The organism is Halorubellus sp. JP-L1, from assembly GCF_011440375.1.
Classification (GTDB): domain Archaea; phylum Halobacteriota; class Halobacteria; order Halobacteriales; family Natrialbaceae; genus Halorubellus.
In genome coordinates, this window is record NZ_JAAOIR010000001.1 from 965,588 (window position 1) to 987,784 (window position 22,197).

At 68.6% G+C, this 22,197-nt stretch carries 24 protein-coding genes; 14 read left to right on the forward strand and 10 right to left on the reverse strand.

What is annotated here, in order from left to right:
• The first annotated feature begins 54 nt into the window (after window positions 1–54).
• Window positions 55–666, forward strand: coding sequence for a hypothetical protein (locus tag G9C85_RS04885; protein ID WP_166037465.1), 612 nt, complete (start codon window positions 55–57; stop codon window positions 664–666).
• 109 nt (window positions 667–775) lie between these two features.
• Here G9C85_RS04885 and G9C85_RS04890 read toward each other — a convergent pair whose 3' ends face one another.
• Complete coding sequence (locus tag G9C85_RS04890; RefSeq protein ID WP_166037467.1) at window positions 776–1,195, reverse strand: hypothetical protein; 420 nt, start codon at window positions 1,193–1,195, stop codon at window positions 776–778.
• A 123-nt stretch (window positions 1,196–1,318) separates the two neighbouring features.
• Here G9C85_RS04890 and G9C85_RS04895 point away from each other — a divergent pair, with 123 nt between their 5' ends.
• Entirely contained in the window at window positions 1,319–2,140 is an 822-nt protein-coding gene (locus G9C85_RS04895; RefSeq protein ID WP_166037469.1) for an undecaprenyl-diphosphate phosphatase, read from the forward strand.
• Between the two features lie 48 nt (window positions 2,141–2,188).
• Here G9C85_RS04895 and G9C85_RS04900 read toward each other — a convergent pair whose 3' ends face one another.
• Both G9C85_RS04900 and G9C85_RS04905 read right to left on the reverse strand, forming a co-directional pair.
• The gene (locus G9C85_RS04900) at window positions 2,189–2,857 is read right to left on the reverse strand and encodes a hypothetical protein (protein ID WP_166037470.1); all 669 of its coding nucleotides are present in this window, start codon (window positions 2,855–2,857) and stop codon (window positions 2,189–2,191) included.
• 111 nt (window positions 2,858–2,968) lie between these two features.
• Entirely contained in the window at window positions 2,969–3,196 is a 228-nt protein-coding gene (locus G9C85_RS04905) for a hypothetical protein (RefSeq protein WP_166037472.1), read from the reverse strand.
• 106 nt (window positions 3,197–3,302) lie between these two features.
• Between G9C85_RS04905 and G9C85_RS04910 the strand changes: the two genes are divergently transcribed.
• Complete coding sequence (locus G9C85_RS04910) at window positions 3,303–3,815, forward strand: NUDIX hydrolase (RefSeq protein ID WP_166037474.1); 513 nt, start codon at window positions 3,303–3,305, stop codon at window positions 3,813–3,815.
• A 12-nt stretch (window positions 3,816–3,827) separates the two neighbouring features.
• On the opposite strand, the gene G9C85_RS04915 is transcribed toward G9C85_RS04910, so the two are convergent.
• A complete protein-coding gene (locus G9C85_RS04915; RefSeq protein ID WP_166037476.1) occupies window positions 3,828–4,199 on the reverse strand; it encodes a hypothetical protein in 372 nt (123 codons plus the stop codon).
• Window positions 4,200–4,331: 132 nt separating this feature from the next.
• Here G9C85_RS04915 and G9C85_RS04920 point away from each other — a divergent pair, with 132 nt between their 5' ends.
• The 3 genes from G9C85_RS04920 to G9C85_RS04930 all read left to right on the forward strand — a co-directional run bounded on the left by G9C85_RS04920 (window position 4,332) and on the right by G9C85_RS04930 (window position 6,838).
• Entirely contained in the window at window positions 4,332–5,639 is a 1,308-nt protein-coding gene (locus tag G9C85_RS04920) for an MFS transporter (RefSeq protein WP_166037478.1), read from the forward strand.
• Window positions 5,640–5,709: 70 nt separating this feature from the next.
• Complete coding sequence (locus tag G9C85_RS04925; protein WP_166037480.1) at window positions 5,710–6,561, forward strand: translation initiation factor eIF-2B; 852 nt, start codon at window positions 5,710–5,712, stop codon at window positions 6,559–6,561.
• Window positions 6,562–6,694: 133 nt separating this feature from the next.
• Complete coding sequence (locus G9C85_RS04930) at window positions 6,695–6,838, forward strand: hypothetical protein (protein WP_166037482.1); 144 nt, start codon at window positions 6,695–6,697, stop codon at window positions 6,836–6,838.
• Window positions 6,839–6,913: 75 nt separating this feature from the next.
• Here the strand turns inward: G9C85_RS04930 and trmB are convergent, their stop codons facing one another.
• A complete protein-coding gene (gene trmB, locus G9C85_RS04935; protein WP_166037484.1) occupies window positions 6,914–7,978 on the reverse strand; it encodes an HTH-type sugar sensing transcriptional regulator TrmB in 1,065 nt (354 codons plus the stop codon).
• 165 nt (window positions 7,979–8,143) lie between these two features.
• On the opposite strand from trmB, the gene G9C85_RS04940 reads away from it, so the two are divergent.
• Window positions 8,144–8,683, forward strand: a complete 540-nt coding sequence (locus G9C85_RS04940) for an HAD hydrolase-like protein (RefSeq protein ID WP_166037486.1) — start codon at window positions 8,144–8,146, stop codon at window positions 8,681–8,683.
• Window positions 8,684–8,740: 57 nt separating this feature from the next.
• Here the strand turns inward: G9C85_RS04940 and G9C85_RS19190 are convergent, their stop codons facing one another.
• Window positions 8,741–9,043, reverse strand: a complete 303-nt coding sequence (locus tag G9C85_RS19190; protein ID WP_166036125.1) for a DUF5822 domain-containing protein — start codon at window positions 9,041–9,043, stop codon at window positions 8,741–8,743.
• Between the two features lie 148 nt (window positions 9,044–9,191).
• On the opposite strand from G9C85_RS19190, the gene G9C85_RS04950 reads away from it, so the two are divergent.
• Window positions 9,192–9,974 (forward strand): succinylglutamate desuccinylase/aspartoacylase family protein, encoded by a 783-nt coding sequence (locus G9C85_RS04950; RefSeq protein ID WP_166037488.1) that lies wholly within the window; start codon window positions 9,192–9,194, stop codon window positions 9,972–9,974.
• A gap of 127 nt (window positions 9,975–10,101) precedes the next feature.
• On the opposite strand, the gene G9C85_RS04955 is transcribed toward G9C85_RS04950, so the two are convergent.
• Together G9C85_RS04955 and G9C85_RS04960 are read right to left on the reverse strand one after the other, a co-directional pair.
• Entirely contained in the window at window positions 10,102–10,920 is an 819-nt protein-coding gene (locus tag G9C85_RS04955) for a hypothetical protein (protein WP_166037490.1), read from the reverse strand.
• Window positions 10,921–11,006: 86 nt separating this feature from the next.
• Window positions 11,007–11,456, reverse strand: coding sequence for a UPF0179 family protein (locus G9C85_RS04960; RefSeq protein ID WP_166037492.1), 450 nt, complete (start codon window positions 11,454–11,456; stop codon window positions 11,007–11,009).
• Between the two features lie 133 nt (window positions 11,457–11,589).
• Here G9C85_RS04960 and G9C85_RS04965 point away from each other — a divergent pair, with 133 nt between their 5' ends.
• Window positions 11,590–12,111 carry an Lrp/AsnC family transcriptional regulator gene (locus G9C85_RS04965; RefSeq protein ID WP_166037494.1) on the forward strand — a complete coding sequence of 174 codons (522 nt, stop codon included), beginning with the start codon at window positions 11,590–11,592 and terminating at the stop codon, window positions 12,109–12,111.
• A gap of 244 nt (window positions 12,112–12,355) precedes the next feature.
• Window positions 12,356–12,622: a hypothetical protein gene (locus G9C85_RS04970; RefSeq protein WP_166037497.1), complete on the forward strand. Its 267-nt coding sequence runs from the start codon at window positions 12,356–12,358 to the stop codon at window positions 12,620–12,622.
• 158 nt (window positions 12,623–12,780) lie between these two features.
• Here the strand turns inward: G9C85_RS04970 and G9C85_RS04975 are convergent, their stop codons facing one another.
• Window positions 12,781–13,488, reverse strand: a complete 708-nt coding sequence (locus G9C85_RS04975; protein WP_166037499.1) for an SDR family oxidoreductase — start codon at window positions 13,486–13,488, stop codon at window positions 12,781–12,783.
• An 87-nt stretch (window positions 13,489–13,575) separates the two neighbouring features.
• On the reverse strand, window positions 13,576–14,049 hold the full coding sequence (locus G9C85_RS04980) for a DUF5820 family protein (RefSeq protein WP_369680770.1): 474 nt from the start codon (window positions 14,047–14,049) through the stop codon (window positions 13,576–13,578).
• 437 nt (window positions 14,050–14,486) lie between these two features.
• Between G9C85_RS04980 and G9C85_RS04985 the strand changes: the two genes are divergently transcribed.
• The 4 genes from G9C85_RS04985 to G9C85_RS05000 are packed head-to-tail and all read left to right on the forward strand — an operon-like array spanning window position 14,487 to window position 22,150.
• The gene (locus tag G9C85_RS04985) at window positions 14,487–16,556 is read left to right on the forward strand and encodes a PrkA family serine protein kinase (protein WP_166037501.1); all 2,070 of its coding nucleotides are present in this window, start codon (window positions 14,487–14,489) and stop codon (window positions 16,554–16,556) included.
• Window positions 16,556–18,850, forward strand: coding sequence for a PrkA family serine protein kinase (locus G9C85_RS04990; RefSeq protein WP_166037502.1), 2,295 nt, complete (start codon window positions 16,556–16,558; stop codon window positions 18,848–18,850). Before G9C85_RS04985 ends, G9C85_RS04990 begins: the two co-directional genes overlap by 1 nt.
• Window positions 18,841–20,157 (forward strand): YeaH/YhbH family protein, encoded by a 1,317-nt coding sequence (locus G9C85_RS04995; RefSeq protein ID WP_166037504.1) that lies wholly within the window; start codon window positions 18,841–18,843, stop codon window positions 20,155–20,157. Before G9C85_RS04990 ends, G9C85_RS04995 begins: the two co-directional genes overlap by 10 nt.
• Window positions 20,150–22,150, forward strand: a complete 2,001-nt coding sequence (locus G9C85_RS05000) for a SpoVR family protein (RefSeq protein WP_166037506.1) — start codon at window positions 20,150–20,152, stop codon at window positions 22,148–22,150. The genes G9C85_RS04995 and G9C85_RS05000 overlap by 8 nt, the downstream gene beginning before the upstream one ends.
• Window positions 22,151–22,197: the final 47 nt, after the last annotated feature.

The following is a 22,197-nucleotide window of genomic DNA, read 5'->3' on the forward strand; positions in this document are numbered from 1 at the left end:
GCGGACGCCTTCGGTGACCCGTACGTTGATGACAGCCGACGACCAGGAACCGGTATGGCCGTCGACATCTCCCTGTTCGTCTCGCTGCTGTTCGTCGTCGTCGTGGAGATCGGTGGCATCGCGCGCTCGCTGGACCTCGAGACGATCTCCGAGCAGAAGCTCCCGCCGTTCTTCGTCGGGCTGTTCTTCCTGCTCGATACGGGCTCCCAGGACGCGGTCGGGGTTCCGCAGCTCGGCCGGTTCAACTTCCTCCACGGCGCGAACCTCGGCATCCTCATGCTCGGGTTCGTCCTCGTCAGCACGAGCCTCACCGGTCTGACTCGACTGCTCGTCTCGATCATCACGTTCGTCATCTGGGCGCTCCTTCCGCTGCTGGAGGTCGACGAGTACGAAGCGATCCTCATCGACGGCTACCGACCCGTCTCGTACTACCACCACGCCATCGTCTCACTCGCCACAGCACTCCTGATCTACGAGTACGACTCGCTCTGGAGCGCCCTGGCTCCCGCGACAGCGCCGAGCATCCTCCAGCCAGCGGGACTGCTCGTCGTCTGCATCGCCGGGTACTACGTCATGCTGTTCGGGTTCCTGAAACACCTCGAACGCGAACTCGACAGGGAGGACACGGGGCGACTCCCCGACCGCCTCACCAGGACCGACCCCTGACGCGGACGGTGCGTCTCCGTTGGCCGGGACCCCTCGGGCGTGCGGCCGGAGTGACGTCCAGCCGACGTGACGTGATCCCCAGCCGGGCGACGTAGCCGGCTGCTGGCCGTTACTCCCCGACGCTCACTTCGGGCGGTTCGGCGTCGAGGACGACGAGCTCTTGGGGCGTGCTGCGGCGGTCGTACGCGGCGACGTTCTCGGGCGTCCACGGCGGGACGCCGACGAACACGATCGCGTGCAGGTCGTCCTCGATGGTTAGCTCGGGGTTCCCCTTCGGGTGCGAGACGTACCGGCCCTGGGTCTGGGCCGACGGCGTCGAAAGGTCCATGCCGAAGACGGCGGTGATGCTCTCGCCGGACGCCGGCATGTAGAAGTCCGTGAAGACGGGCGTGTCGGGGTCGGCGTCGCCGACGTCGCCCTCGAGGTCGCCCGCTGCGGTGGTCGCCAGGCTCGCGGTCACCGTGTCCGGTTCCGCGTCCGCGGCGAACTCGCAGAGCACCGTCAGCAGCCCGCGCGTCGCGTATATCACGAGTGACAGTTGACGGCGGTGACTGGTAAGCCCACCGGGTATCGGTTCGCGACGCCCCCGGACACTCCTCGACCTCCCGGCGGAACCGTGGGGGCTATGGGGCTCCCCGTGCGAGGACGCGGTATGTCTGGGGAACTCGTCGTCGGCGTCCTGCTCGGTCTCGTCCAGGGCGTGTTCGAGTGGCTGCCGATCTCGAGCGAGGGGAACGTCGCGATCGCACTGCGTGCGCTCGGCCGGTCCGCGGACGACGCCGTCGGCTACGCGCTCTTCTTGCACGTCGGTACTGCCGTCTCCGCGACCGCGTACTACCGCGACGAGTTCGCCGACGTCCTCGACGGCGTCACCGGGTGGCGGCCGGCGACCGCGTTCGGCGAGCACGCCACCGCCTCCTACATCGCGCTCGCGATGGCGGTCTCGGGCGTCGTCGGCATCGCCGCGTACACCGGGCTGAAAGCGGTCGTCTCCGAACTCGCCGGTGGTGCGTTCGTCGCGCTCGTCGGCGTCCTCCTGATACTCACGGGCCTCCTCCAGCGGTACGCGAACGCCGACGTCGAGGCCGCGAAAGCCCAGCCGGACGCCGTCGACGCGGTGTTCGTCGGCGCGATGCAGGGCCTCGCGATCCTCCCCGGCGTCTCCCGGTCGGGGACGACCGCGAGCGCACTCCTGTTCCGTGGACACGACGGCGAAAGCGCGTTCCGGCTCTCCTTCCTCCTGTCGGTGCCCGCGGCGCTCGCCGCCGGCGCGCTCGAGGTCTACCAGAGCGGCGGGATCCCGGGCGTCGACCCGACCGCGACGCTCGCCGCGCTCGTCGTCGCCGCCGTCGTCGGGTACGCGACCATCGACGCCCTCATGCGCGTCGTCGAACGCGTCTCGTTCTGGCTCGTCTGCGTCGGCCTCGGGTCGCTCGCCGTCGTCGGCGGCCTCATGGTGCTCGCGGTCACGTAGGTGCTCGCGGTCACGTAGGTGCTCGCAGTCAGCGAGCCGATACCGTCGTCAGGAGAGCGCGTTCTTCAGCGTCTTCGCGTACAGGCCGACCATCCGCTTGCGCGAGCCGGCGAGCGCGTCCTCGAGTGCCTTCGGCGCACCCGTCGTGATGCCGGCGCCGTGCCCGCAGTAGAGTTCGCCCGGCGCGAGGTCGCCGAGTTGCTTCCGTGGCGGGAACGCACGCAGCATCGGGTGCACGCCGAGTTCCTCGGGTTTGGTCGTGTAGTAGTCGACGGTGCCGACGGCCTCGCTCACCCATAGCTCGCCCGAGTCGGCGTCCCAGAGCGCGACCTCGTTCCAGAACGGCGTGTTCAGGACCCGCCGGACGTCGAAGCGCGCGAGCACGCCGCGGAGCGGCTCCGTCTCCGCGTCCAGGTCCGTCGACCCGAAGAACTCCGGGACGAACACGGGGACGTCGTGTCGGTTCGCGACCGCCGCGCAGTCGCGCTCGTGGCGCGCGAGCGTGAGGACGACGCCCGCGACGTCCCCGAGTGCCGCGAGGTGGTCGTCGAGGCCGTCGACGTCCACCGGGTCGACGACGTACACACCCTCGTCGGTGTCGAACGCGTGACTCGCCCGCTGCATCCCCTCCTCGGGGTGCGCGATCCACCCGAAGCCGTCGTCGTCCTCGCGGACGACCTCGTAGGCCTCGGCGGACCCCGTCTTCTTCAGTGGCATACCACCCGCTAGGGGCGGGAGCGCCATAAACCGCGGGCCAACGCCACCGCCGACGGTGCGACTTGCAGACCGACGCGCTCGTTCGCGGCTCGCGGCCCAAGATTCGCCGGGCTACTTGACGCGGAACGGGTTGTCGTCGTCCTCGCCGTCGTCGCCCTCGTCGCCGCCGCCGTGGTCGCCGAAGGGCTTCCTGGCAGTGAGCGTGAGCGTCGCCTCCGGGGCGTCGTCGTCCTCCCACGGCGACTCGTACACCGACACCTCCGCCTCGGTGACGTCCCAGTCGCGTTCTTCGAGGAGTGCCACGAGTTCTCGCTGCTCGTCGAGTACGTCGTCGCGCATACCGGTCCAACGGCTGGCAGAGACTTGGGTTCGTCGGGTGCAAAGTCAGGGGTCCTGGGCGCTCGCCGCGGCGGGGGTTCTTCAGTGACGCGCCCAGATGACGGATATGGACTCGCTCACGGACCCCGGTCGGCTCCTGAACGACGACGCCGTCGACTGGCGAGATCGGACGCACGAGGTCGACGCCGCGACGTTCGAGGATACCCGCGAGCACGTGGACAGTCACGCGATCGTCGGAATCACCGACGACGACGGACGCGTGCTCTGTCACGACGACGGCTCGCACGGCTGGACGCTCCCGGCGGCGACCGTTTCGGCCGGCGACGACTGGGCGGCGACCGCCCGTCGCGACCTCGGCGAACTGCTCGGTGCGACCGTCGCGCTCGACCACCCCGTGCGCGTCCGCCACTTCTCGTTCGTGGTCGACGACGCCCAGGACTCCCGGCGCGCGGACACGTACGACGTCGTCTTCCCGGCGAACGTGGACGGCGAGATTCCGGCCGCAGACCACGATGGAAAGGATGCCAATGACGGCGACGACGCGCTGGCGTGGTTCGACGCCGTCCCGGCCGGCCAGGACGGACCGCTCGCCGACGACATCCGGCTGTTCCTGGACTGACCGAGCGCGGCGTCAGGGCGAGAAGTCGAACCGCGGCCGGTCGACGTCCGGCGTCCGGTGCTCGACCTCCTCCCCGTCCTCGTACCGAACGAAGCTGAGGTAGAACGTCCGCCCGCAGCCGTCCTCGTCGGGACGCGGGTCGTTCGCGCCGCCGCCGCTGGCGTCCGGGGGCGACTCGGACGACTCGACCGCGTCCGGGTCGGCGCCGTCGCCGAGGCAGACGAACTCGATGCCGTCCGCTGCCTCGACGTCGTCGTCGGTCGTCGACGCGTACGTCCAGCCGTCGAGGGGCTCGCGCGTCACGCACTTGTCGTTCAGGTACGCGTCGCGTTCGACGCCGGTAACCGCGCCGCAGTACGGGCAGTGGTACGTGACCCAGACCATCTCGCCTCGTCGTAGGAGCCGGACGACCAAAGGCTCGGCCCCCGCGGGGAGTCGTCGGTGCGGCCGTCGGCGAACGCCGCGGGTGCTCGGCGAACCGACAACGTGGTGAGGGTTCGACGCGTATCGTCGCGCGTGACCGACGGAGTCGCCGCGAGTGGGGACGCGGACGCGACCCCGGACGCGAGCCCCGACGCCGACGCGAACGCGGACCCAGACGAGGGCGCCGACGGTGGGTCGGGGACCCGCGGGGCCCGCGGTGAGCGCGCCAGGCTCGGCCTCGTCGTGTGGGGCGTCCTCGTCTCGCAGGTGTTCCTCTACCCCGGCCTGGAGGAGACGGTGGCCGCGCTCGGCGGCGGCGAGGGCATCCTCGCGCCGACGTGGTTCCTCGTCGCCGAGTTCGGCGCGTTCGTCGCGTTCGCGGTCGCGTGGGGGCTCCTCAGCGACTCGCTCGGACGCCGCGTACCGTTCGTCGTTCTCGGCGCGCTCGGCGGTGCCGCTAGCTACGTCGCCGTCGCGCTCTCGCCCGGCCTCGGGCTCGGGTTCGGCGTCGTGCTCGGCCTCCGCGTGGTCGGCGGCGCGTTCACCATCGGTGCGTTCTCGCTCGCGATCACCATGCTCATGGACCTCGGCGGCGGCCACGGCCGGAACATGGGCGCCGCCGGGACCGCCATCGGCCTCGGCGCCGCGCTCGGCGCGGTCGTCGGCGGCCAGCTCGCCGCCCTCGACCCGCTCTTCCCGCTTTACGGTGGAGCGGCCGTCCTCCTCGCCGCCGGTGCGCTCGCCGCGACCGTCCCGGACCGCTCGACCGGCGGCGGCCTCCCCGTCGGCACCGTCGTCGACCGCGTCCGCAGCCGCCCCGTGCTCCTCGTCCCGTACGCGTTCGGGTACGTCGACCGCCTCACCGCCGGGTTCTTCGCGCTCGCCGGCGTCTCGTACTTCCGGAGCGCGTTCGAGATCGACGCCGCGACCGCCGGCCTCACGCTCGCGCTGTTCTTCCTCCCGTTCGCCGCGCTCCAGTACCCCGTCGGCTCGCTGTCGGACCGCATCGGCCGGTACCGGCCGGTCGTCGGCGGCTCCGTCCTCTACGGCGTCGCCATCGTCGCCGTCGGCCTCGCACCATCGTACGTCGTCGCCGCCGCGCTCCTCGTCGCCGTCGGCGTCTGCGGCGCGTTCGTCTCCCCCGCGACGATGGCGCTCGTCACCGACGTCGTCCCGCCGAACGAGAACGCGTCAGCGATGGGCGGATTCAACGTCTTCGGGAGCCTCGGGATGCTCAGCGGCTTCCTCGTCGGCGGCCTCGTCACCGCCGAGTACGGCTTCCTCGCCGCGTTCCTCGTCGCCGGCGGCCTCGAGGTCGCGATCGCCGTCGTCGCGAGCACCGCCATCGCTCGCATCGCGAACCCGCCAGCCAGGGGCACCCCGAGCGCCGAGCGCCAGTAGGCGGCGTTCGAGTCCGCGCGGCGTCGGCGAGGTGGAAAGGCCTATGCCGTCCGTGGGCGACGATGCTGGCATGATAGACGAGACCGTCGAAGAGATCGAGGAGATGCAGACGCACTCGTCGTCGGTCGTCGCCGTGAAGGCCGCTCGCGCGCTCGCGGACCTCACCGAGCGCGAGTTCGCGACGGTCGAGGAGTACGAGCGCGCGCTCGGCCGGAACGCGCAGGCGCTCCAGCGAGCGAACCCGAGTCACGCGAGCCTCCACAACGCGATGGGCGAGATCGTCGACAGCGTCGAGGACGGCGACTTCGCCGACGTCGAGGCGGCGAAGGAAGCGACGACGGACGCGATCGAGCGGGTCGTCGACACCGTCGAGTCCGGCAAACACCTTGCGGCGGAGAACGCCGCCACGTACCTCGAGGACGAGCAGACGATCCTCACCCACGACTACTCGTCGACGGTCCTGGAGGCCGTCGAGGCCGCGACGCAGGGCGGGAAGTTCCTGGAGGCGTACGTCACCGAAGCACGCCCCCGGTACCTCGGCCGGAAGACCGCGCGCCAGCTCGCCGCTCTCGACCGCGTCGACCCGCACTTGCTCGCGGACAGCGCCGCCGGCTACTACATGGACGAGTGCGATCTCGTCGTCGTCGGCATGGACTGCATCGTCGGCGACACCCTGTACAATCGCGTCGGGACGTTCCCGATCGCGGCCGTCGCCGACCGCTGCGACGTCCCCGTCGTCGTCGTCGGGTCCGCGGCGAAGATTATCGACGACGGGTTCGTGTTCGAGAACGAGTTCCGGTCGCCGAGCGAAGTGATGCGCGAACCCGCCGAGGGGTTCACCGTCGAGAACCCCGCGTACGACGCCACGCCCGTCGACCTCGTCGACGAGGTGATCACCGACGAGGGCGTTCGCTCGCCCTGACGCCCTCCCCCGCGATCGCTTCGAGGAACGCGCCATCGCACTCCGCGAAGAACTTCGGAACACGGAGCCGTGACTCCAACCCGAGGTATCAACCCCCAAGAATGAACTACCCCAGCCGCGTCGTCCTGCCTGCATGCTCGACGCCGAACCAGTCGTCTGCACCGACTGCGGGAACCTCCACATGGAAGGCGGACAGGCCCCCGACTATATCGACAGCTGCGTCGTCTGCGACGGTCACGTCGACGACGTCGACCTCGACGACGTCATCGGTCTCTGACCGCGCCGAACGCTCACTCCGTCGAGACCGGACAGTCGACAGCGACAGCGTCGCGACCGCTACCAGCGATGGCAGCTACTCCAGTTGCTTCGGCGGGCTGTCCCGTCCGACACGGATTTCGTGGGCTTCGATGTCCTCGAACGCGGCGACCTGCCCGCCGATCGTGACGTCCTCGCCGGTGTCGTCGTCGGTGAGGGTGAGGGTCGCGACTTCCTCGGTGGTCTCGAACGCGACGTCGCTGACCTTCCCGCTGACGACTCTCGGCGTGCCGGTCTCGACGTCGCGGCCGTCGATCGTCGCGTAGAACTCGCCGCCCTCGGCGACGACGTCCTTCACGCACCGGCGGATGCTCGCGTACCGGCGCGGGTACGGGCGGTCCTCGCCGTCGGCGTACAGCTCCTCGGCGGTCGTCCAGAGCACGGTCCCGAAGAACCCGGAGACGAGGAACCCGAGCGCGGAGCGATTGAAGATGACGCCGTAGCGGTCCTGGTCGTCGCGGAGGGCGTCCTGGGTGGCGTAGATCGAGTACTCGCCGTCGGCGACGGCGATGACGGGCGTCGTGATGCCCCGGCGGGCGCGCGCGGTCGTCGCGACTTGCGCGTAGTCGTACTCCTCTGGGTCGGGTGCGCCCGCGGCGGGCGTGACGAGGAGTTCGATGCTGACGCCCTCGTGGTTCCGTTGCTTGAGGAGGTCCGAGAACCGCTCGAGGAGGTCCGGCGTCAGGGAGAGCGCGAGCTCGTAGTCCGCGGCGTCGATTACCTCCTCGAGGTAGCGCAGGATCGTCGACCGGGACTTCACGAGCGACACCGCCTCGGTGTCCCGCGCAGGTGCGGTGTAGCGCGCTTCGAGTTCGTCGATCATCTCGTCGAGCGACGACGTGACGTCGGCGAACGCGTCGTCGGGGTCGACCGCGATGATCTTCATCGGGCGGGACTCGCGGAGTTCGACGAGCCCGCGGTCGGAAAGCGACCGCACGGTGTCGTAGACGCGGGGCTGCGGGATCTCGGTGCGGTCGGCGATCTCGCTGGCGGTGAGCTGGCCGTGCTCGAGCACGGTGAGGTAGGCGTCGATCTCGTACTCGCCGAGGTTGAACCGGTCCCCCACTCGCTCGATGGTGTTGCGGAGGTCGTCGCTTGGCATGTCCCGCAAGATGACCTCCTGCATTAAACCATTTACTAAAATCCGAGTAGCACCGCGTTTCGGAAGCGGGTACGTTCGAGCGGGTGATGCTTCGCTGGCGCGGAGCCGCCCGAGACGGAGCGACGCACCGATACGAGTAACACGACCGAGAACCTACGGCCGGGCGTGCTCTCGGGATACGACGGCGTGGTGTACGACCTCGACGGGACGCTCGTGGGACTGGACGTCGCGTGGGACGCAGTGCGCGCCGACGCCGCCACCGCGTACCGAGACGCGGGCGTCGATCCCGGCGAGAGAGACCTCTGGGGGCTCCTCGCGGACGCGGACGCGAACGGACTCGGCGCGGACGTGGAGGCGGTGATCGCGCGCCACGAGTGCGAGGGCGCCCGCACCTCGACGCGACTCCGGCTCGCCGACGCGCTCGCTCCCGAGACCCGGCCCGTCGGCGTCTGCACGCTGAACTGCGAGGCCGCCGCCCGCGACGCGCTCGCCGTCCACGAACTCGACGCGGACGTCGAGGCGGTCGTCGGCCGCGACACCGTCGCGACCCGCAAACCACACCCCGAGCCGTTGCTCGCGACCGTCGACCGCCTCGACCTCGCTCCCGCGGACGTCGTGTTCGTCGGCGACAGCGAACGCGACGAGGCGACCGCGGAGGCCGCCGGCGTCGCGTTCGCGTACGCCGACGCCGTCGCACTCGAGTAGGGCACAGTCGAGTAGAGCGAGCGCGAGCGCGATCCAGCGTTCGACCGCGAGCGAATTTCAGAGCCGGAGTCGTTCCCGCACGTACAGCCCGACGGCCGTCAGGAACCAGATAGCGGCGCCGACGCGGACCACGAACCCGATTATCTCACCCCAGCCGTCGAGCGGGACGAACAGCGAGAGGACGACCACGGTCGGAACGCCGAACAGGAGCGTGAGCACGAACGTGAGGTTCATCACGTGCTCGGTGTCCACGCCCTCCACCGACGCCTCGTCGTCCGACTGCTCGGTGCTCGCGTCGGCGAGTGCACTGTCGCCGTCCGCAGTGGTCGTCGCATCGGCCGAGTCGGCGTCGCCGCTCACGCCCGACGACTCGGACGCCCCGAGTAAGGACCTGCCGATTCCGGCCACCGACCGCGCGGGCTCGCGACGGCGAGTTCGGGCGGTCGCGGGCAGCTTCGTCGCCGACCGCACGGTTTTTCGGGGTGTGGGCACTCCGAACGAACGAATCATGCGCGTCGAGACGCTCGGGAGCGGCGACCCGGAGGTGGCCGTAGTCGCGGCCATCCACGGCGACGAGCCCTGTGGCGTCCGCGCTATCGAACGCGTCCTCGAAGAGGACCCAGCGGTGAAGGAGCCCGCGAAGCTCGTCGTCGCGAACGAACTGGCGCTGGAGCGCGGCGTCAGGTACGTCGACGAGGACATGAACCGCGCGTTCCCCGGTGCGCCCGAAGCCGAGACGCACGAGGCGCGGCTCGCGTACCGCCTCGGTGAGGAACTCGAAGGCTGTCGCGTGCTCGCGATGCACTCGACGCAGAGCCACGGCGAGCCGTTCGCGGTCGTCGACGGCGTCCACGACTTCGCGCGCGAAGTCGTCCCGCACCTCCCGGTCGCGGCGCTCGTCGACTCGGCGAACTTCGTCGAGGGCCGCATCTTCGCGTCCGCGCCGGAGTGCGTCGAGGTCGAGTGCGGGCTCCAGGGGTCCGAGCAGGCCGCGGAGAACGCCTACAGCCTGACGCGCGCGTTCCTCACCGCGCTCGACGTCCTCCCCGGCGACACGCAACCGCGGGAGGTACCCGTCTACCGGCTGTTCGAGCGCGTCGCGAAGGCACCGGGGTCCCGGCACGAGGTCCACGTCGAGAACTTCACGCGCGTCGCGCCCGGCACGCGGTTCGCGAGCGTCGACGGCGAGGACCGCGTCGCCGAGACCGAGTTCTATCCGGTGCTGATGTCCGCGAACGGCTACGAGGACGTGTTCGGGTACTCCGCCGAACGCATCGGGAGCGTCGGCTGAGCGACTGTTCCCTAATCGCCGGAACCGTCGGCTGAGCGACTATTCCCTAATCGCCGGAACCGTCGGCTGAGCGACTGCTCTCTCATCGCCGGAACCGTTGGTTGAGTGACTGCATCCGCGAGTCTCGTCACTCGCTCGCGAGGACGCCCACGAGGTGCTCCAGGGGGAGGTCCGCGAGTTCCGCGACCGCTGCCGGGTCGGCGTCGAGTTCGGTGACGGCGAACGCTGCACCCTGGACGACGAGCAGGTGCTCGAGGTCGGCGCGGTCGCGCGAGAGCGGGTCGGTCGCGGGGTCGTCGCCGGCGGCGAGCGTGCGGTGGTGGTCGGCGAGCGCGACCTCGCGGAGGAACCACTCCGGGAGCGGGTCGTCGGTCGCGGCGGCGGCGGGGTCGCGGTCGGCGGGCGCGCCGAGGCCGTCCTCGGCGAGCGCGAACAGCGCGGCGGCGAGCGCGAGGACGACGCTCGCGTGATGGGCGAGGTCGCCGTCGCCGGTCTCGTAGGCGTGCTGGCAGTCCGCGGCGGCCCGCTGGAGGTGGCCGGCGGCGACCGCGAGCACGAGGTACTCGCGCGGTCGCTCGGGCTCGCGAGCGAGCTGGCCGAGCAGGCGGCCCTGGAGGCGGCCGGCGCGACGGACGAGGAACGTCGTCGCGCGCTCCATCGGGTCGTCGACTGGGAGGTCAGCGACGAGGTCCTCGATTCCCGCTGGCGTCACCTCGGTCGCGCCGAGTCGCTCGGCGTGGTCGCGCGCGACGGCCTGGAATCGCTCGTGGGGCGGCCGCGACCGGACGTCGTCGACGAGCACGCTCGGCTCCGGGATGGCGACGAACGCGCTCGCTCGCGACAGCAGGTCCCGCATCGACGCCAGGTCCTCCGCGAGCACCTGCCGCGGCGGCACCGCCGCCGGCACGTCGCCGTCCGCTGTTTCGTCGCCGGACCCGTCGGTCATGCGGGAATCTCGCGCGGGCGAGTCCAAAAGTCATCGGGTCTCGCTCGCGGTAGCTCCCCGAAACCGCGAGCGCGACTATCGCCAGGTCACTCGTCGGGGGCTTCGAACTCGACCATCGTCAGGTCGCGGTCGAGGTAGCAGAACTCGTGTGGTGGGTCGCCCTTCGTTCGCTCGATGCGGTACTCCTCGTCGAAGTCCGCGCCGTCTGGCACGCAGTACTCGTGGCTCGGGCACTCGGTGTACGGGCAGTCCCCGGCGAGTTGGGTCTTCGAGCCGGCGTACGCGTTCGCGCTCGGGACGTTCGCGACGACGGTCGCGGGCTCGACCTCGACGGCGCGCACGCCCTCGTCGTGGACCGCGCAGTCGAGGGTCTGCGCGCCATCCCGAACCGTCGTGACGCGGTACTTGACGCCAGCCGTGAGGTTCAGGCACTGGTCGCGGTACGGGCAGCCCTCGCAGCCTGGGGCTTCGCCCTGGTAGACGAACTCCGTGCCCTCGTCGACGAGCCGAGAGCCGAGGAGCGTGACGGTCGACATGCCAGACCGTACACCGCGGAGGCGTATCAGGCTGTCCCCACGGCTGACCGGACGGCGAGGAACCGGGGGAGCAGATCGTCGGCAAGTTCCTGTTCGGGGAAGACGTTAGTCGTGGGGTGTGCTATCTATCTTCATGGCGCGAGACCTCGACGACGTCGACAGGAGCATCCTCTTTCTCTTGCAACGGGACGCGCGGAACAAGACCGCACAGGAGATCGGGGACAGCGCCGGCGTCTCCGCGAGCACGGTTCGGAATCGCATCGATCGAATGGAGGCCGACGGCATCATCAGGGGGTATCATCCGGAGATAGATTACGAGGCCGCGAACCTGCCGTTACAGCTCACGTTCGTCATCACCGCGTCGCCGTCCCAACTCCAGGAGTTCTCGGAGCAGATCCGGCAAGTCCAGGGCGTCGTGGACGTCCGCGAGATGCTTACGGGACGGCGCAACCTCCACGTCGACGTCGTCGGGACGAGTACGAAGGACGTGACCCGTATCACGGACGCGATCCACGACATCGGCGTGGAGATCGAGAGTTCGGAGATGATGCGGCAGCGTCACGTCCAGCCGTTCAATCACTTCTTCCTCCAGGGCTCCGAGGCCGGGGAGACCGCCGACGGGGCAGACGCGTCCGAGACGACGAGCGACGAGTAGTCCCGAAGAGTCATCAACTGGAAAGGACCGTCGTTCGGGTTTCCGCAGATTTACAATGGAACTCGTGCGGATTCAGCAGTCATACCTGTGGCTTTTGGGATCTCTCGCGATAGAATTGCGGAATCCCGTATCGGTTGGTGGGCTGTCGAACCAGCCTTATCCCCGTTCGTGCCCGAACGAGAACGAGGAGGAGTGGTTCCGTTCACGACGCCAGTCGGGGACCACTGGGACACCCTCCTTTCAAATGAAAGACACTCAACTCAATGCACTCGCGCACGAACGACGGCGCCAAGTCCTCCTCGCGCTACACGAGACGGACGGAGCGATAGCGCTGGACCCGACAGCGACCGACGACGAGCTCGGAATCGAGATGTACCATCGGCACCTCCCGAAACTCCAGTCGTCGGAGCTCGTCTCGTGGAACGCCGATTCGGGCGAAGTACGGCAGGGGACTCGATTCGATGAACTCCAGTCCGTTCTCGACGCGCTCGCGGCGAGGACGACGTCCTAGACCACGCGCTCGACCAGGTCCGGGAGCCGCTTCTCGGTGGCGTCGGAAAGTAACGCGAGATCGACGCCGACTCGCCGTCGTGACTGCGGCGACGGCTTCTGGCTGGCAATTACAGCGACGACCTCACCCGTTCACTTCTCGCGATGCGGGCGCGTTCCTCACGACGACAACTTGTCGGTCGTGTTCACGGTGAGGCGGGGGAGTTCGACGTGCTGCGGTCGACCGATCGCGAACGCGACGGTTGCCGCGACGTCCCGTGGATCGAGGGGTCTGCCGTCCCAGTCGCTCCAGTCGTTCATCTCGCTCTGGATCGGGCCGGGGTTCACGACGGTGACGCGGACGGGGTCGTCGGCCATCTCCTTCCGGAAGGCGTCGTAGAATCCGTTGACCCCGGCTTTGGACGCGCTGTACGCGCTCCCGCCTTCGGCCGGCTCGTCGGCGTTCATCGAGGAGATTCCCACGACGTGCCCGCCGTCGCGGAGCGCGGGGAGGGCGGCCCGGGTGGCGTACATCGACCCGAGGAGGTTCACCTCGACCTGCGAGCGGAAGTCCGCCGGGTCGGCGTCGGCGACGTAGTCGCCCTCGAGGACGCCGGCGTTGTTCACGAGGACGTCGACGCGACCGAACTCCTCGAGAGTCGCGTCGACCATCGCTTCGACCGCGTGCTCGTCGGTGACGTCGGTCGGGACCGCGAGGGCGTCCGCGTCGCGTTCGGCTTCGATCTCGGCGGCGAGGTCCTCGAGTCGGTGCTCGCGTCGCGCCGCGAGCGCGACCGCGTACCCGTCGCTGGCGAGCGCGCGAGCGGTCGCCGCGCCGACGCCGGAGGACGCGCCGGTCACCACCGCGACGTCGTCTGGCTGGTTCATGCGTCGGTCGACGGCGGCGACCCTGTAAAACTCGGTGGTGGTGTGGGAGGCCGTTGCAGTGACCGCGGTAGCGGCGCGCTCGGTGGGTCAGTCTCCGCTGCCTGCGCGTTCGTCGCTATCGGCGCGGTCCTCGTTTCCGGCGCGTTCGTCGTTATCGGCGCGTTCGTCGGTTCCGGTGTGTTCGTCGAGCGCGTCGAAGTAGTCGGGGCGGGGGACCTGGTAGGTGTCGCGCGGGTCGACGTCGCCGGCGGCGAAGTCGGCGGCGAGGTCGTAGGCGGCGTCGACGGCGGCGTCGCGGTCGGGGTAACGCATGGTCTCGTCGAGGGAGACGTCGGGTTCGAAGTAGAGGCGGACGAACCAGTCGCCGGTGGTTGCCTCGGGGCGGTCGACGCCGGGGCGGCGGTGGTTGCGTCGGCCCTGGGAGAGGTACAGCGTCGGGAGGCACTCCGGCGGGTGGGCGGTCGTGTTGAAGACGTCCGGGCGGTAGGCGAGGACGACGCGGCCGTCGGGGTCCTCGTTCCAGACCGTCCATCCCGACGGCGGGTCGGGGAGGTCGCTCATGGACCGGGGTAGGGGGCGGTGGTGTAAGGGGTTCCCGGTTCGGCTCGCGACAGCGATCGCGGCGGGGAAGCGTGGACCGCTGACCGGGCGTCCCCCACCGGACGGAATCGGTAGCATTTATATGGGGTCGACGGACGGCACATAACTGTTGGGGGCAGGCTTATTGCCGAGGAGTCCAGACGTTAGTGTACGACTCGGTCGACCGACCGCCTGCCCACCCCCGTTCGCCGGCCCCGGCCACTGTTGCACCACGCCTCGAAGGCCGGCCACGCCGGCGAGCATGTCAAACGGTAACGACGACCACGATAGGCGTCGGCGTACAGTCAGCCGCCCGATCGAACCGACGACGGCACCGGTCGACGACCGAGCACAGCGCGCGCGGACTCCGAGTGGAGGTGTGGGGGACTCCACGCGGTCTCGCGCTCGCCCCCGATAGCATGACCAAGAACACGAGACTGACCGACCTCAGCCAGGACTACAAGGAGTCGATGCCCGCAGACTTGCGGGATACCAGGAGTTTCCAGTGGTACCTCGACGAGTGCTACGACGACCCGAAGGTCGCGCGCAACGCCCACCAGCGCGTCGCCGACATGTTCGACCACTACGGCACCGAGTACGACGAGGAAGCCGGCGTCGTCGAGTACGAGCTCGCGAGCGAGGACCCGCTGAACGACGGCGAGAACACGTTCTTCGGGCGCGTCATCCACGAGAGCATCCACGAGTTCGTCAACAAGGTCAAGTCCGGGGCGCGACGCCTCGGGCCAGAACGCCGCATCAAGCTCTTGCTGGGACCGGTGGGGTCCGGGAAGAGCCACTTCGACAAGCAAGTGCGCGCGTACTTCGAGGACTACACGCTCACCGACGACGGCCGAATGTACACGTTCCGGTGGACGAACCTCACGGACGTCATCCACGACCAGGACCCCGCGGACGCGACGGTGCGCTCGCCGATGAACCAGGACCCGCTCGTCCTCCTTCCCTACGAACAGCGCAAGGACGTCATCGCCGACCTCAACGAGGCCCTGGACGCCCCCTACACCATCCGGAACGACCAGAGCCTCGACCCCGAGAGCGAGTTCTACATGGACGAACTGCTCGCGTACTACGACGACGACCTCGAGAGCGTCCTCGCGAACCACGTCGAGGTCGTGCGGCTCGTCGCGAACGAGAACAAGCGCCAATGCCTGGAGACGTTCGAACCGAAGGACAAGAAGAACCAGGACGAGACCGAACTCACTGGGGACGTCAACTACTCGAAGATCGCGATCTACGGGGAGAGCGACCCGCGAGCGTTCGACTACTCGGGCGCGTTCTGTAACGCGAACCGCGGCCTCTTCTCCGGCGAAGAGCTCCTCAAACTGCAGCGCGAGTTCCTCTACGACTTCCTGCACGCCACCCAGGAGATGACGATCAAGCCGAAGAACAACCCGCGGATCGACATCGACCAGGTGATCGTCGGGCGGACGAACATGCCCGAGTACAAGGACAAGAAGGGCGACGAGAAGATGGAGGCGTTCAACGACCGCACGAAGCGGATCGACTTCCCGTACGTCCTCGGGTACGAGGAGGAGGCCCAGATCTACCGGAAGATGCTCGCGAACGCGGACGTTCCGGACATCAACATCGAGCCGCACGCGATGGAGATGGCGGGCCTGTTCGCGGTGTTGACGCGGATCGAGGAGCCGGACAACGACACCGTCGAGATGCTCCAGAAGGCCAAGGCATACAACGGGGAGATCGACGACGGGGACGACATCGACGTGAAGAAGCTCCGCGACGAGGCGGAGGCGAAGGCCGAGATCGGCGAGGGCATGGAGGGGATCAGTCCGCGGTTCGTCGGCGACGAGATCGCGGAAGCGATCATGGACTCCAAGCACCGCAGCAGGGGGTTCCTGTCGCCGCTGACGGTGTTCAACTTCTTCGAGGAGAACTTAGAGCACCACGGGTCGATCCCCGAGGAGAACTTCGAGACGTACTACCGCTACCTCGAACTGGTGCGCGAGGAGTACAAGGAGCGTGCGATCGAGGACGTCCGGCACGCGCTCGCGTACGACGTCGACGAGATCCAGCGCCAGGGCGAGAAGTACATGGACCACGTGATGGCGTACATCGACGACGACCGCGTCGAGGACGAACTCACCGGGCAGATGCAGGAGCCCGACGAGACCTTCCTCCGGAGCGTCGAGGAGAAGCTCGACATCCCCGAGGACCGCAAGGACGACTTCCGGCAGGAGGTCAGTAACTGGGTGAGTCGGCGTGCGCGCACCGGCGACACGTTCGACCCGACGGACAACGAGCGTCTGCGTCGCGCGCTGGAGCGCAAGCTCTGGGAGGACAAGAAGCACAACATCAACTTCTCCGCGCTGGTGTCGGCCAACGAGAGCGACGACGACGAGCGGAACTCGTGGGTCGACGCGCTCGAGGACCAGGGGTACTCGCGTGGCGGTGCGAAGGAGGTCCTCGAGTTCGCGGGCGCGGAGGTCGCCAAATCCGAGATGGAGGACTGATGACGGACGGCGAAGCGTTCGTCACGGCGGTCGACCGCGAGCTCGAGTCGACCTACGAGGAGCCGATGGCGCTCTCGACGTACGTCGACCGCGTGCTCGAGCAGCCGACGGTCGCGAGTCACGCGTCGAAGTACCTCCTGGAGGCTATCGAGTCGATGGGAACGCGGACCGTGATCGAGGAGGGCGAGGAGACCGAGCGATACCGGTTCTTCGACGACCCGCACAACGACGGCGAGCACGCGGTCCTCGGGAACACGCAGATCCTGAACGCGTTCGTCGACGACCTCCGGACGATCGCCGCGGGTCGCGGGAAGCACGAGAAGATCCTGTGGTTCGACGGCCCGACCGCGACCGGGAAGTCCGAACTGAAGCGGTGTCTCGTGAACGGCCTCCGCGAGTACTCGAAGACGCCCGCTGGACGGCGGTACACGCTGGAGTGGAACGTCGCGAGCGCGAGCGCGAGCGGTCGCGGGCTCGCGTACGGCGAGGACGCGAGCGCGGCGGCGGACGTCGAGGAGAACTGGTACGAGAGCCCGGTGCAGACCCATCCGCTCTCGGTGTTCCCCGACCCCGTCCGCGGCGACGTCCTCGACGCGGTCAACGAGGCCGGCGAGGAGTTGCCGGTGCGCGTCGAGGAGCGGCTGGACCCGTTCTCGCGGGAGGCGTACGACGTGCTCGAGGAGCGCTATCGCCGACAGGGCCGCAGCGACCTGTTCAGCGCGATCGCGGACCCCCAGCACTTGCGCGTGAAGAACTACGTCGTGGAGGTCGGGCAGGGGATCGGCATCCTCCACAGCGAGGACGACGGCAGTCCGAAGGAGCGCCTCGTCGGGTCGTGGATGCGCGGGATGCTCCAGAAGCTCGACTCGCGCGGGCGGAAGAACCCGCAGGCGTTCTCCTACGACGGCGTCCTCAGTCAGGGCAACGGCCTCCTGACGGTGGTCGAGGACGCCGCGCAGCACGCGGACCTCCTCCAGAAGCTCCTGAACGTCCCCGACGAGGGGTCGGTGAAGCTCGACAAGGGCATCGGGATGGACGTCGACACGCAGCTCCTCATCATCTCGAACCCGGACCTGGAGGCGACGCTGAACCAGCACGCCGACCGCCAGGGGATGGACCCGCTGAAGGCGCTGAAGCGCCGGCTGGACAAGCACGAGTTCCGGTACCTGACGAACCTCTCCCTCGAAACGGAGCTCATCCGTCGCGAGTTGACCGGCGAGACGGAGGTGTGGACGGCGACGACGTACGACGACCTCGCCGAGCGCATCCGCGAGCCCGTCGTCGTCGCGGTGAAGACCGGCGGTGGGGACCTCGTCGACCGCGAGTTCGCGCCGCACGCGATCGAGGCGGCGGCGCTGTACGCGGTCGTCTCCCGGCTCGAGGACGGCGACCTGCCGTCGGACCTCGACCTCGTCGACAAGGCGATGCTGTACGACCGCGGGTACCTCCAGGACGGCGACACGCGCCTGGAGGCCGAGGACTTCGACTTCGTGGACGACGCCGAGGACGGCAAGCACGGCATTCCAGTGACGTTCACGCGGGACGTGCTCGCGGACCTCCTCCACGAGGAACGGGATCGACATCATCCGGAGTACGACGTCGCGAGCGTGGTCATGCCCCGCGACGTCCTGAACGCGATGGTCGAGGGACTCTCGACGGCGCCCGTGTTCTCGGCGGGCGAGCGCTCGGAGTTCGAGTCCCGCGTCGCCGAGGTGAAGAACCACGTGTTCGGCGAGCAGGAGACGGACGTCCTGGACGCGATGATGCACGACCGCCGGGTCGACGAGTCCACCGTCGAGGAGTACGTCGAGCACGTGTACGCGCTGGAGACGGACGACCCGATCACGAACGATCGCGGTGAGCGCGTCGACCCCGACCCGCTCCTGATGAAGGTGTTCGAGGTCGAGCACCTCGGGCAGTTCGGCGAGAGCGACTACGGCCCTGGCGGGTCGCCGTCGGAGGACGTGCGAGCGTTCCGCCGGGAGAAGGTCATCACGGCCCTGAACCGGTACGCGTGGGAGCAACGAGGCGAAGACTTCCGCGTCGCCGACGTCGAACTGACCGCGATCCCCGTCGTCAAGGCGGTGCTGGAGTCGAACGACTGGGACGACGTCCGTCGCACCTACGAGGACTTCGACCCCCGCCACTGGGAGGACCCGCCGAGCGGGACGGAGACGGAGCGACTCAAGGAACGAACGATCGAGGCGCTCGTCGAGCACTACGGCTACACGGCGGCGTCGGCGGAACTCACGAGCAGACACGTCATGGGACAGGTGGCTTACAGATGGGACTGAAGGACGACCTCGAGCGGTTCCGGGACGTCGGCGAACAGCGCCGCGAGGACCTCGCGGAGTTCATCCAGTACGGCGAACTCGGGGCGAGCGGGAGCGACGACGTCCGCATCCCGATCAAGATCGTGGACCTCCCGGCGTTCGAGTACGACCAGCTCGACCAGGGCGGCGTCGGCCAGGGCGAGGGCGCCGAGCCCGGCGACCCAGTCGGGCAACCCCAGCCCCAGCCGGGCGACGGCGACGAGGAGGGCGACCCGGGCGAGGAGAGCGGCGAGCACGAGTACTACGAGATGGACCCCGAGGAGTTCGCGGAGGAACTCGACGAGGAGCTCGGGCTCGACCTCGACCCGAAGGGCAAGCGCGTCGTCGAGGAGAAGGAGGGCCCGTACACGGACCTGACGCGCTCCGGGCCGAACTCGACGCTGGACTTCGAGCGGATGTTCAAGGAGGGCCTCAAGCGGAAGATGGCGATGGACTTCGACGAGGACTACCTGAAGGAGGTCCTCAAGGTCGACGGCGTCGGCCCCCAGAAGGCGTTCGAGTGGGCGCGCGGCGAGTCCATTCCCGTGTCGAAGGCGTGGCTCGTCGACGCGTACTCGGACGTTCCCGACGACGAGAAGACGAAGTGGGCGAGCATCGAGGACGTGGAGGCGAACGTCGACCGGGAGCCGATCCAGCAGCAGATCAAGCGCGAGGGCATCAAGCACGTGCCGTTCCGCCGGGAGGACGAACGCTACCGGCACCCGGAGATAGTCGAGGAGAAGGAGAAGAACGTCGTCGTGGTGAACATCCGCGACGTCTCCGGGTCGATGCGCGAGAAGAAGCGCGAGCTCGTCGAGCGCGTGTTCACGCCCCTGGACTGGTACCTCACGGGGAAGTACGACAACGCCGAGTTCGTCTACATCGCGCACGACGCGGAGGCGTGGGCGGTCGAACGCGAGGAGTTCTTCGGCATCAGGAGCGGCGGCGGCACGAAGATCTCGAGCGCGTACGAGCTCGCCGCCGAACTCTTGGAGGAGTACCCCTGGAGCGAGTGGAACCGGTACGTGTTCGCGGCGGGCGACTCGGAGAACTCGAGCAACGACACGGAGGAGAACGTGATACCACTCATGGAGCAGATTCCGGCGAACCTGCACGCGTACGTCGAGACCCAGCCGACGGGGACGGCGATCAACGCGACGCACGCCGAGGAGGTACAGAGTCACTTCGGGGACAGCGACAACGTCGCCGTCGCGTACGTCTCCGGTCCGGAGGACGTGACGGACGCGATCTACGACATCCTCTCCACGGAGGGAGATGGCGATGTCTGACAGCGACCGCTTCGCGAAGCAGCGGATCGCGGACGACCTCGCGGAGCCCGTCGAGGAGGCCCGGAACCTCGCGGTGAAGCTCGGGCTGGACCCGTACGACGTGAACTACTGGGTCGTCGACTACGACGAGATGAACGAGCTCATCGCGTACGGCGGGTTCCAGCACCGGTACCCGCACTGGCGGTGGGGGATGCAGTACGACCGCCAGCAGAAGCAGGGCCAGTACGCGGGCGGGAAGGCGTTCGAGATCGTGAACAACGACGACCCCGCGCACGCGTTCCTGCAGGAGTCGAACACGATCGCAGACCAGAAGGCGGTCATCACGCACGTGGAGGCCCACAGCGACTTCTTCGCGAACAACGAGTGGTTCGGGCTGTTCGGCGACGACGCGAACGCGGCGGCGATGCTGGAGCGGCACGCGAACGCGATCGCGGACTACATGAGCGACCCCGAGGTCGAGCGGGCGGCCGTCGAGCGCTGGATCGACAACGCGCTCGTGCTCGAGGACAACATCGACCAGCACCAGCCGTACGCGCCCGTCGAGACCGACGACGACGGCGACGGCGAGGAGGTGGCGGTCGACGAGGAGGTCCAGGACAAGCTCGCGGACCTCGACCTCTCCGACGAGGTCCGCGACCAGGTGTTCGACGAGGAGTTCCTCGCGGCGGACGACGACGAACCGGCGTCGTTCCCGGAGACGCCCGAGAAGGACGTGCTCGGGTTCCTCCGCAAACACGGGAAGCGTTTCGACGAGGAGGCCGGGCGCGCGATGGAGATGACGGAGTGGCAGACGGACCTGCTCGACATGCTGCGCGCGGAAGCGTACTACTTCGCGCCCCAGAAGATGACGAAGGTCATGAACGAGGGCTGGGCGGCGTACTGGGAATCCCTGATGATGACCGACGAGGGGTTCGCGGCCGCGGACGAGTTCCTGAACTACGCGGACCACATGGCGCGCGTCCTCGGGTCGCCCGGATTGAACCCGTACAAGCTCGGGATGGAGATCTGGGAGTACGTCGAGAACCGCACGAACCGCCGCGAGGTCCTGGAGCACCTGCTTCGGGTCGACGGCGTGACGTGGCAGAACCTCGACGAGGTCGTCGACTTCGACGACGTCCTCGACGTGCTCGAACCACCGGAAGCGCTGGCGAGGATCACGCCGGAGTCGCTGTCGGCCCTCGCGGACCTCCCCGACGAGTACGTCGACCGAGACGCGCTCGACGCGGCCCTGGCCGGTGACGTGGACGTCGAGCAGTACCCGTGGAAGGTGCTGACGACGGCGGGGCTGGCGCGCCGGCACTTCTCGCTCGTCGAGCGCGGGTCTCGGACGTTCCTGGCGAGCGCGACCGACAGCGAACTCGAGCAGATCGGGCGGTACCTGTTCGACGACGCGCGCTACGGGAGCGTCGAGGAAGCGCTCGCGGACGTCGACTACGGAGCGGGCTGGAAGCGGATGCGCGAGATCAGACAGAGTCACAACGACGTGACGTTCCTCGACGAGTTCCTCACTCAGGAGTTCGTGGACGCGAACGACTACTTCACGTACGAGTTCAGTCACGCGACCGGCCAGAATCGCGTCGCGAGCGTCGACGCGGCGGACGTGAAGAAGAAGCTCCTGCTGCAGTTCACGAACTTCGGGAAGCCGACGGTCGCCGTCTACGACGGGAACTTCGACAACCGGAACGAGCTCTTGCTCGGCCACCAGTACAACGGCGTGATGCTGGACGTGAAGCAAGCGAAACAGGTGTTGGAGCGCGTGTTCGAGCTCTGGGGGCGACCGGTGAACCTCCTGACGATCGTGAAGGAGCTGAGCGACCACGACCGCGAGGTCGCCCGCCGCCGGAACAAGGAGCCGGAGCCGACCGAGCAGGGCAAGCGCATCCGGTTCGACGGCGAGGGATTCGAGGAGTTCGACGTGCCGTGGGAGCAGGTGAGTCACCTCGCCGCGGACGACGTCGACTACGACACGAAACCCGACGAGTGGCTCGCGTAGGGGGCGCCGCCGGACGTGCCGGCGACGCCCGCGGTCGGATCGTCTCT

Excerpts from the sequence above, each read along its gene's own strand:
- G9C85_RS04885 (WP_166037465.1), top strand. The coding sequence starts at position 55 with ATGGCCGTCGACATCTCCCTGTTCGTCTCGCTGCTGTTCGTCGTCGTC.
- G9C85_RS04895 (WP_166037469.1), top strand. The coding sequence starts at position 1,319 with ATGTCTGGGGAACTCGTCGTCGGCGTCCTGCTCGGTCTCGTCCAGGGC.
- G9C85_RS04900 (WP_166037470.1), bottom strand. The coding sequence starts at position 2,857 with ATGCCACTGAAGAAGACGGGGTCCGCCGAGGCCTACGAGGTCGTCCGC.
- G9C85_RS04905 (WP_166037472.1), bottom strand. The coding sequence starts at position 3,196 with ATGCGCGACGACGTACTCGACGAGCAGCGAGAACTCGTGGCACTCCTC.
- G9C85_RS04910 (WP_166037474.1), top strand. The coding sequence starts at position 3,303 with ATGGACTCGCTCACGGACCCCGGTCGGCTCCTGAACGACGACGCCGTC.
- G9C85_RS04915 (WP_166037476.1), bottom strand. The coding sequence starts at position 4,199 with ATGGTCTGGGTCACGTACCACTGCCCGTACTGCGGCGCGGTTACCGGC.
- G9C85_RS04925 (WP_166037480.1), top strand. The coding sequence starts at position 5,710 with ATGATAGACGAGACCGTCGAAGAGATCGAGGAGATGCAGACGCACTCG.
- G9C85_RS04930 (WP_166037482.1), top strand. The coding sequence starts at position 6,695 with ATGCTCGACGCCGAACCAGTCGTCTGCACCGACTGCGGGAACCTCCAC.
- trmB (WP_166037484.1), bottom strand. The coding sequence starts at position 7,978 with ATGCCAAGCGACGACCTCCGCAACACCATCGAGCGAGTGGGGGACCGG.
- G9C85_RS04950 (WP_166037488.1), top strand. The coding sequence starts at position 9,192 with ATGCGCGTCGAGACGCTCGGGAGCGGCGACCCGGAGGTGGCCGTAGTC.
- G9C85_RS04955 (WP_166037490.1), bottom strand. The coding sequence starts at position 10,920 with ATGACCGACGGGTCCGGCGACGAAACAGCGGACGGCGACGTGCCGGCG.
- G9C85_RS04960 (WP_166037492.1), bottom strand. The coding sequence starts at position 11,456 with ATGTCGACCGTCACGCTCCTCGGCTCTCGGCTCGTCGACGAGGGCACG.
- G9C85_RS04965 (WP_166037494.1), top strand. The coding sequence starts at position 11,590 with ATGGCGCGAGACCTCGACGACGTCGACAGGAGCATCCTCTTTCTCTTG.
- G9C85_RS04970 (WP_166037497.1), top strand. The coding sequence starts at position 12,356 with ATGAAAGACACTCAACTCAATGCACTCGCGCACGAACGACGGCGCCAA.
- G9C85_RS04975 (WP_166037499.1), bottom strand. The coding sequence starts at position 13,488 with ATGAACCAGCCAGACGACGTCGCGGTGGTGACCGGCGCGTCCTCCGGC.
- G9C85_RS04980 (WP_369680770.1), bottom strand. The coding sequence starts at position 14,049 with ATGAGCGACCTCCCCGACCCGCCGTCGGGATGGACGGTCTGGAACGAG.
- G9C85_RS04985 (WP_166037501.1), top strand. The coding sequence starts at position 14,487 with ATGACCAAGAACACGAGACTGACCGACCTCAGCCAGGACTACAAGGAG.
- G9C85_RS04990 (WP_166037502.1), top strand. The coding sequence starts at position 16,556 with ATGACGGACGGCGAAGCGTTCGTCACGGCGGTCGACCGCGAGCTCGAG.
- G9C85_RS04995 (WP_166037504.1), top strand. The coding sequence starts at position 18,841 with ATGGGACTGAAGGACGACCTCGAGCGGTTCCGGGACGTCGGCGAACAG.
- G9C85_RS05000 (WP_166037506.1), top strand. The coding sequence starts at position 20,150 with ATGTCTGACAGCGACCGCTTCGCGAAGCAGCGGATCGCGGACGACCTC.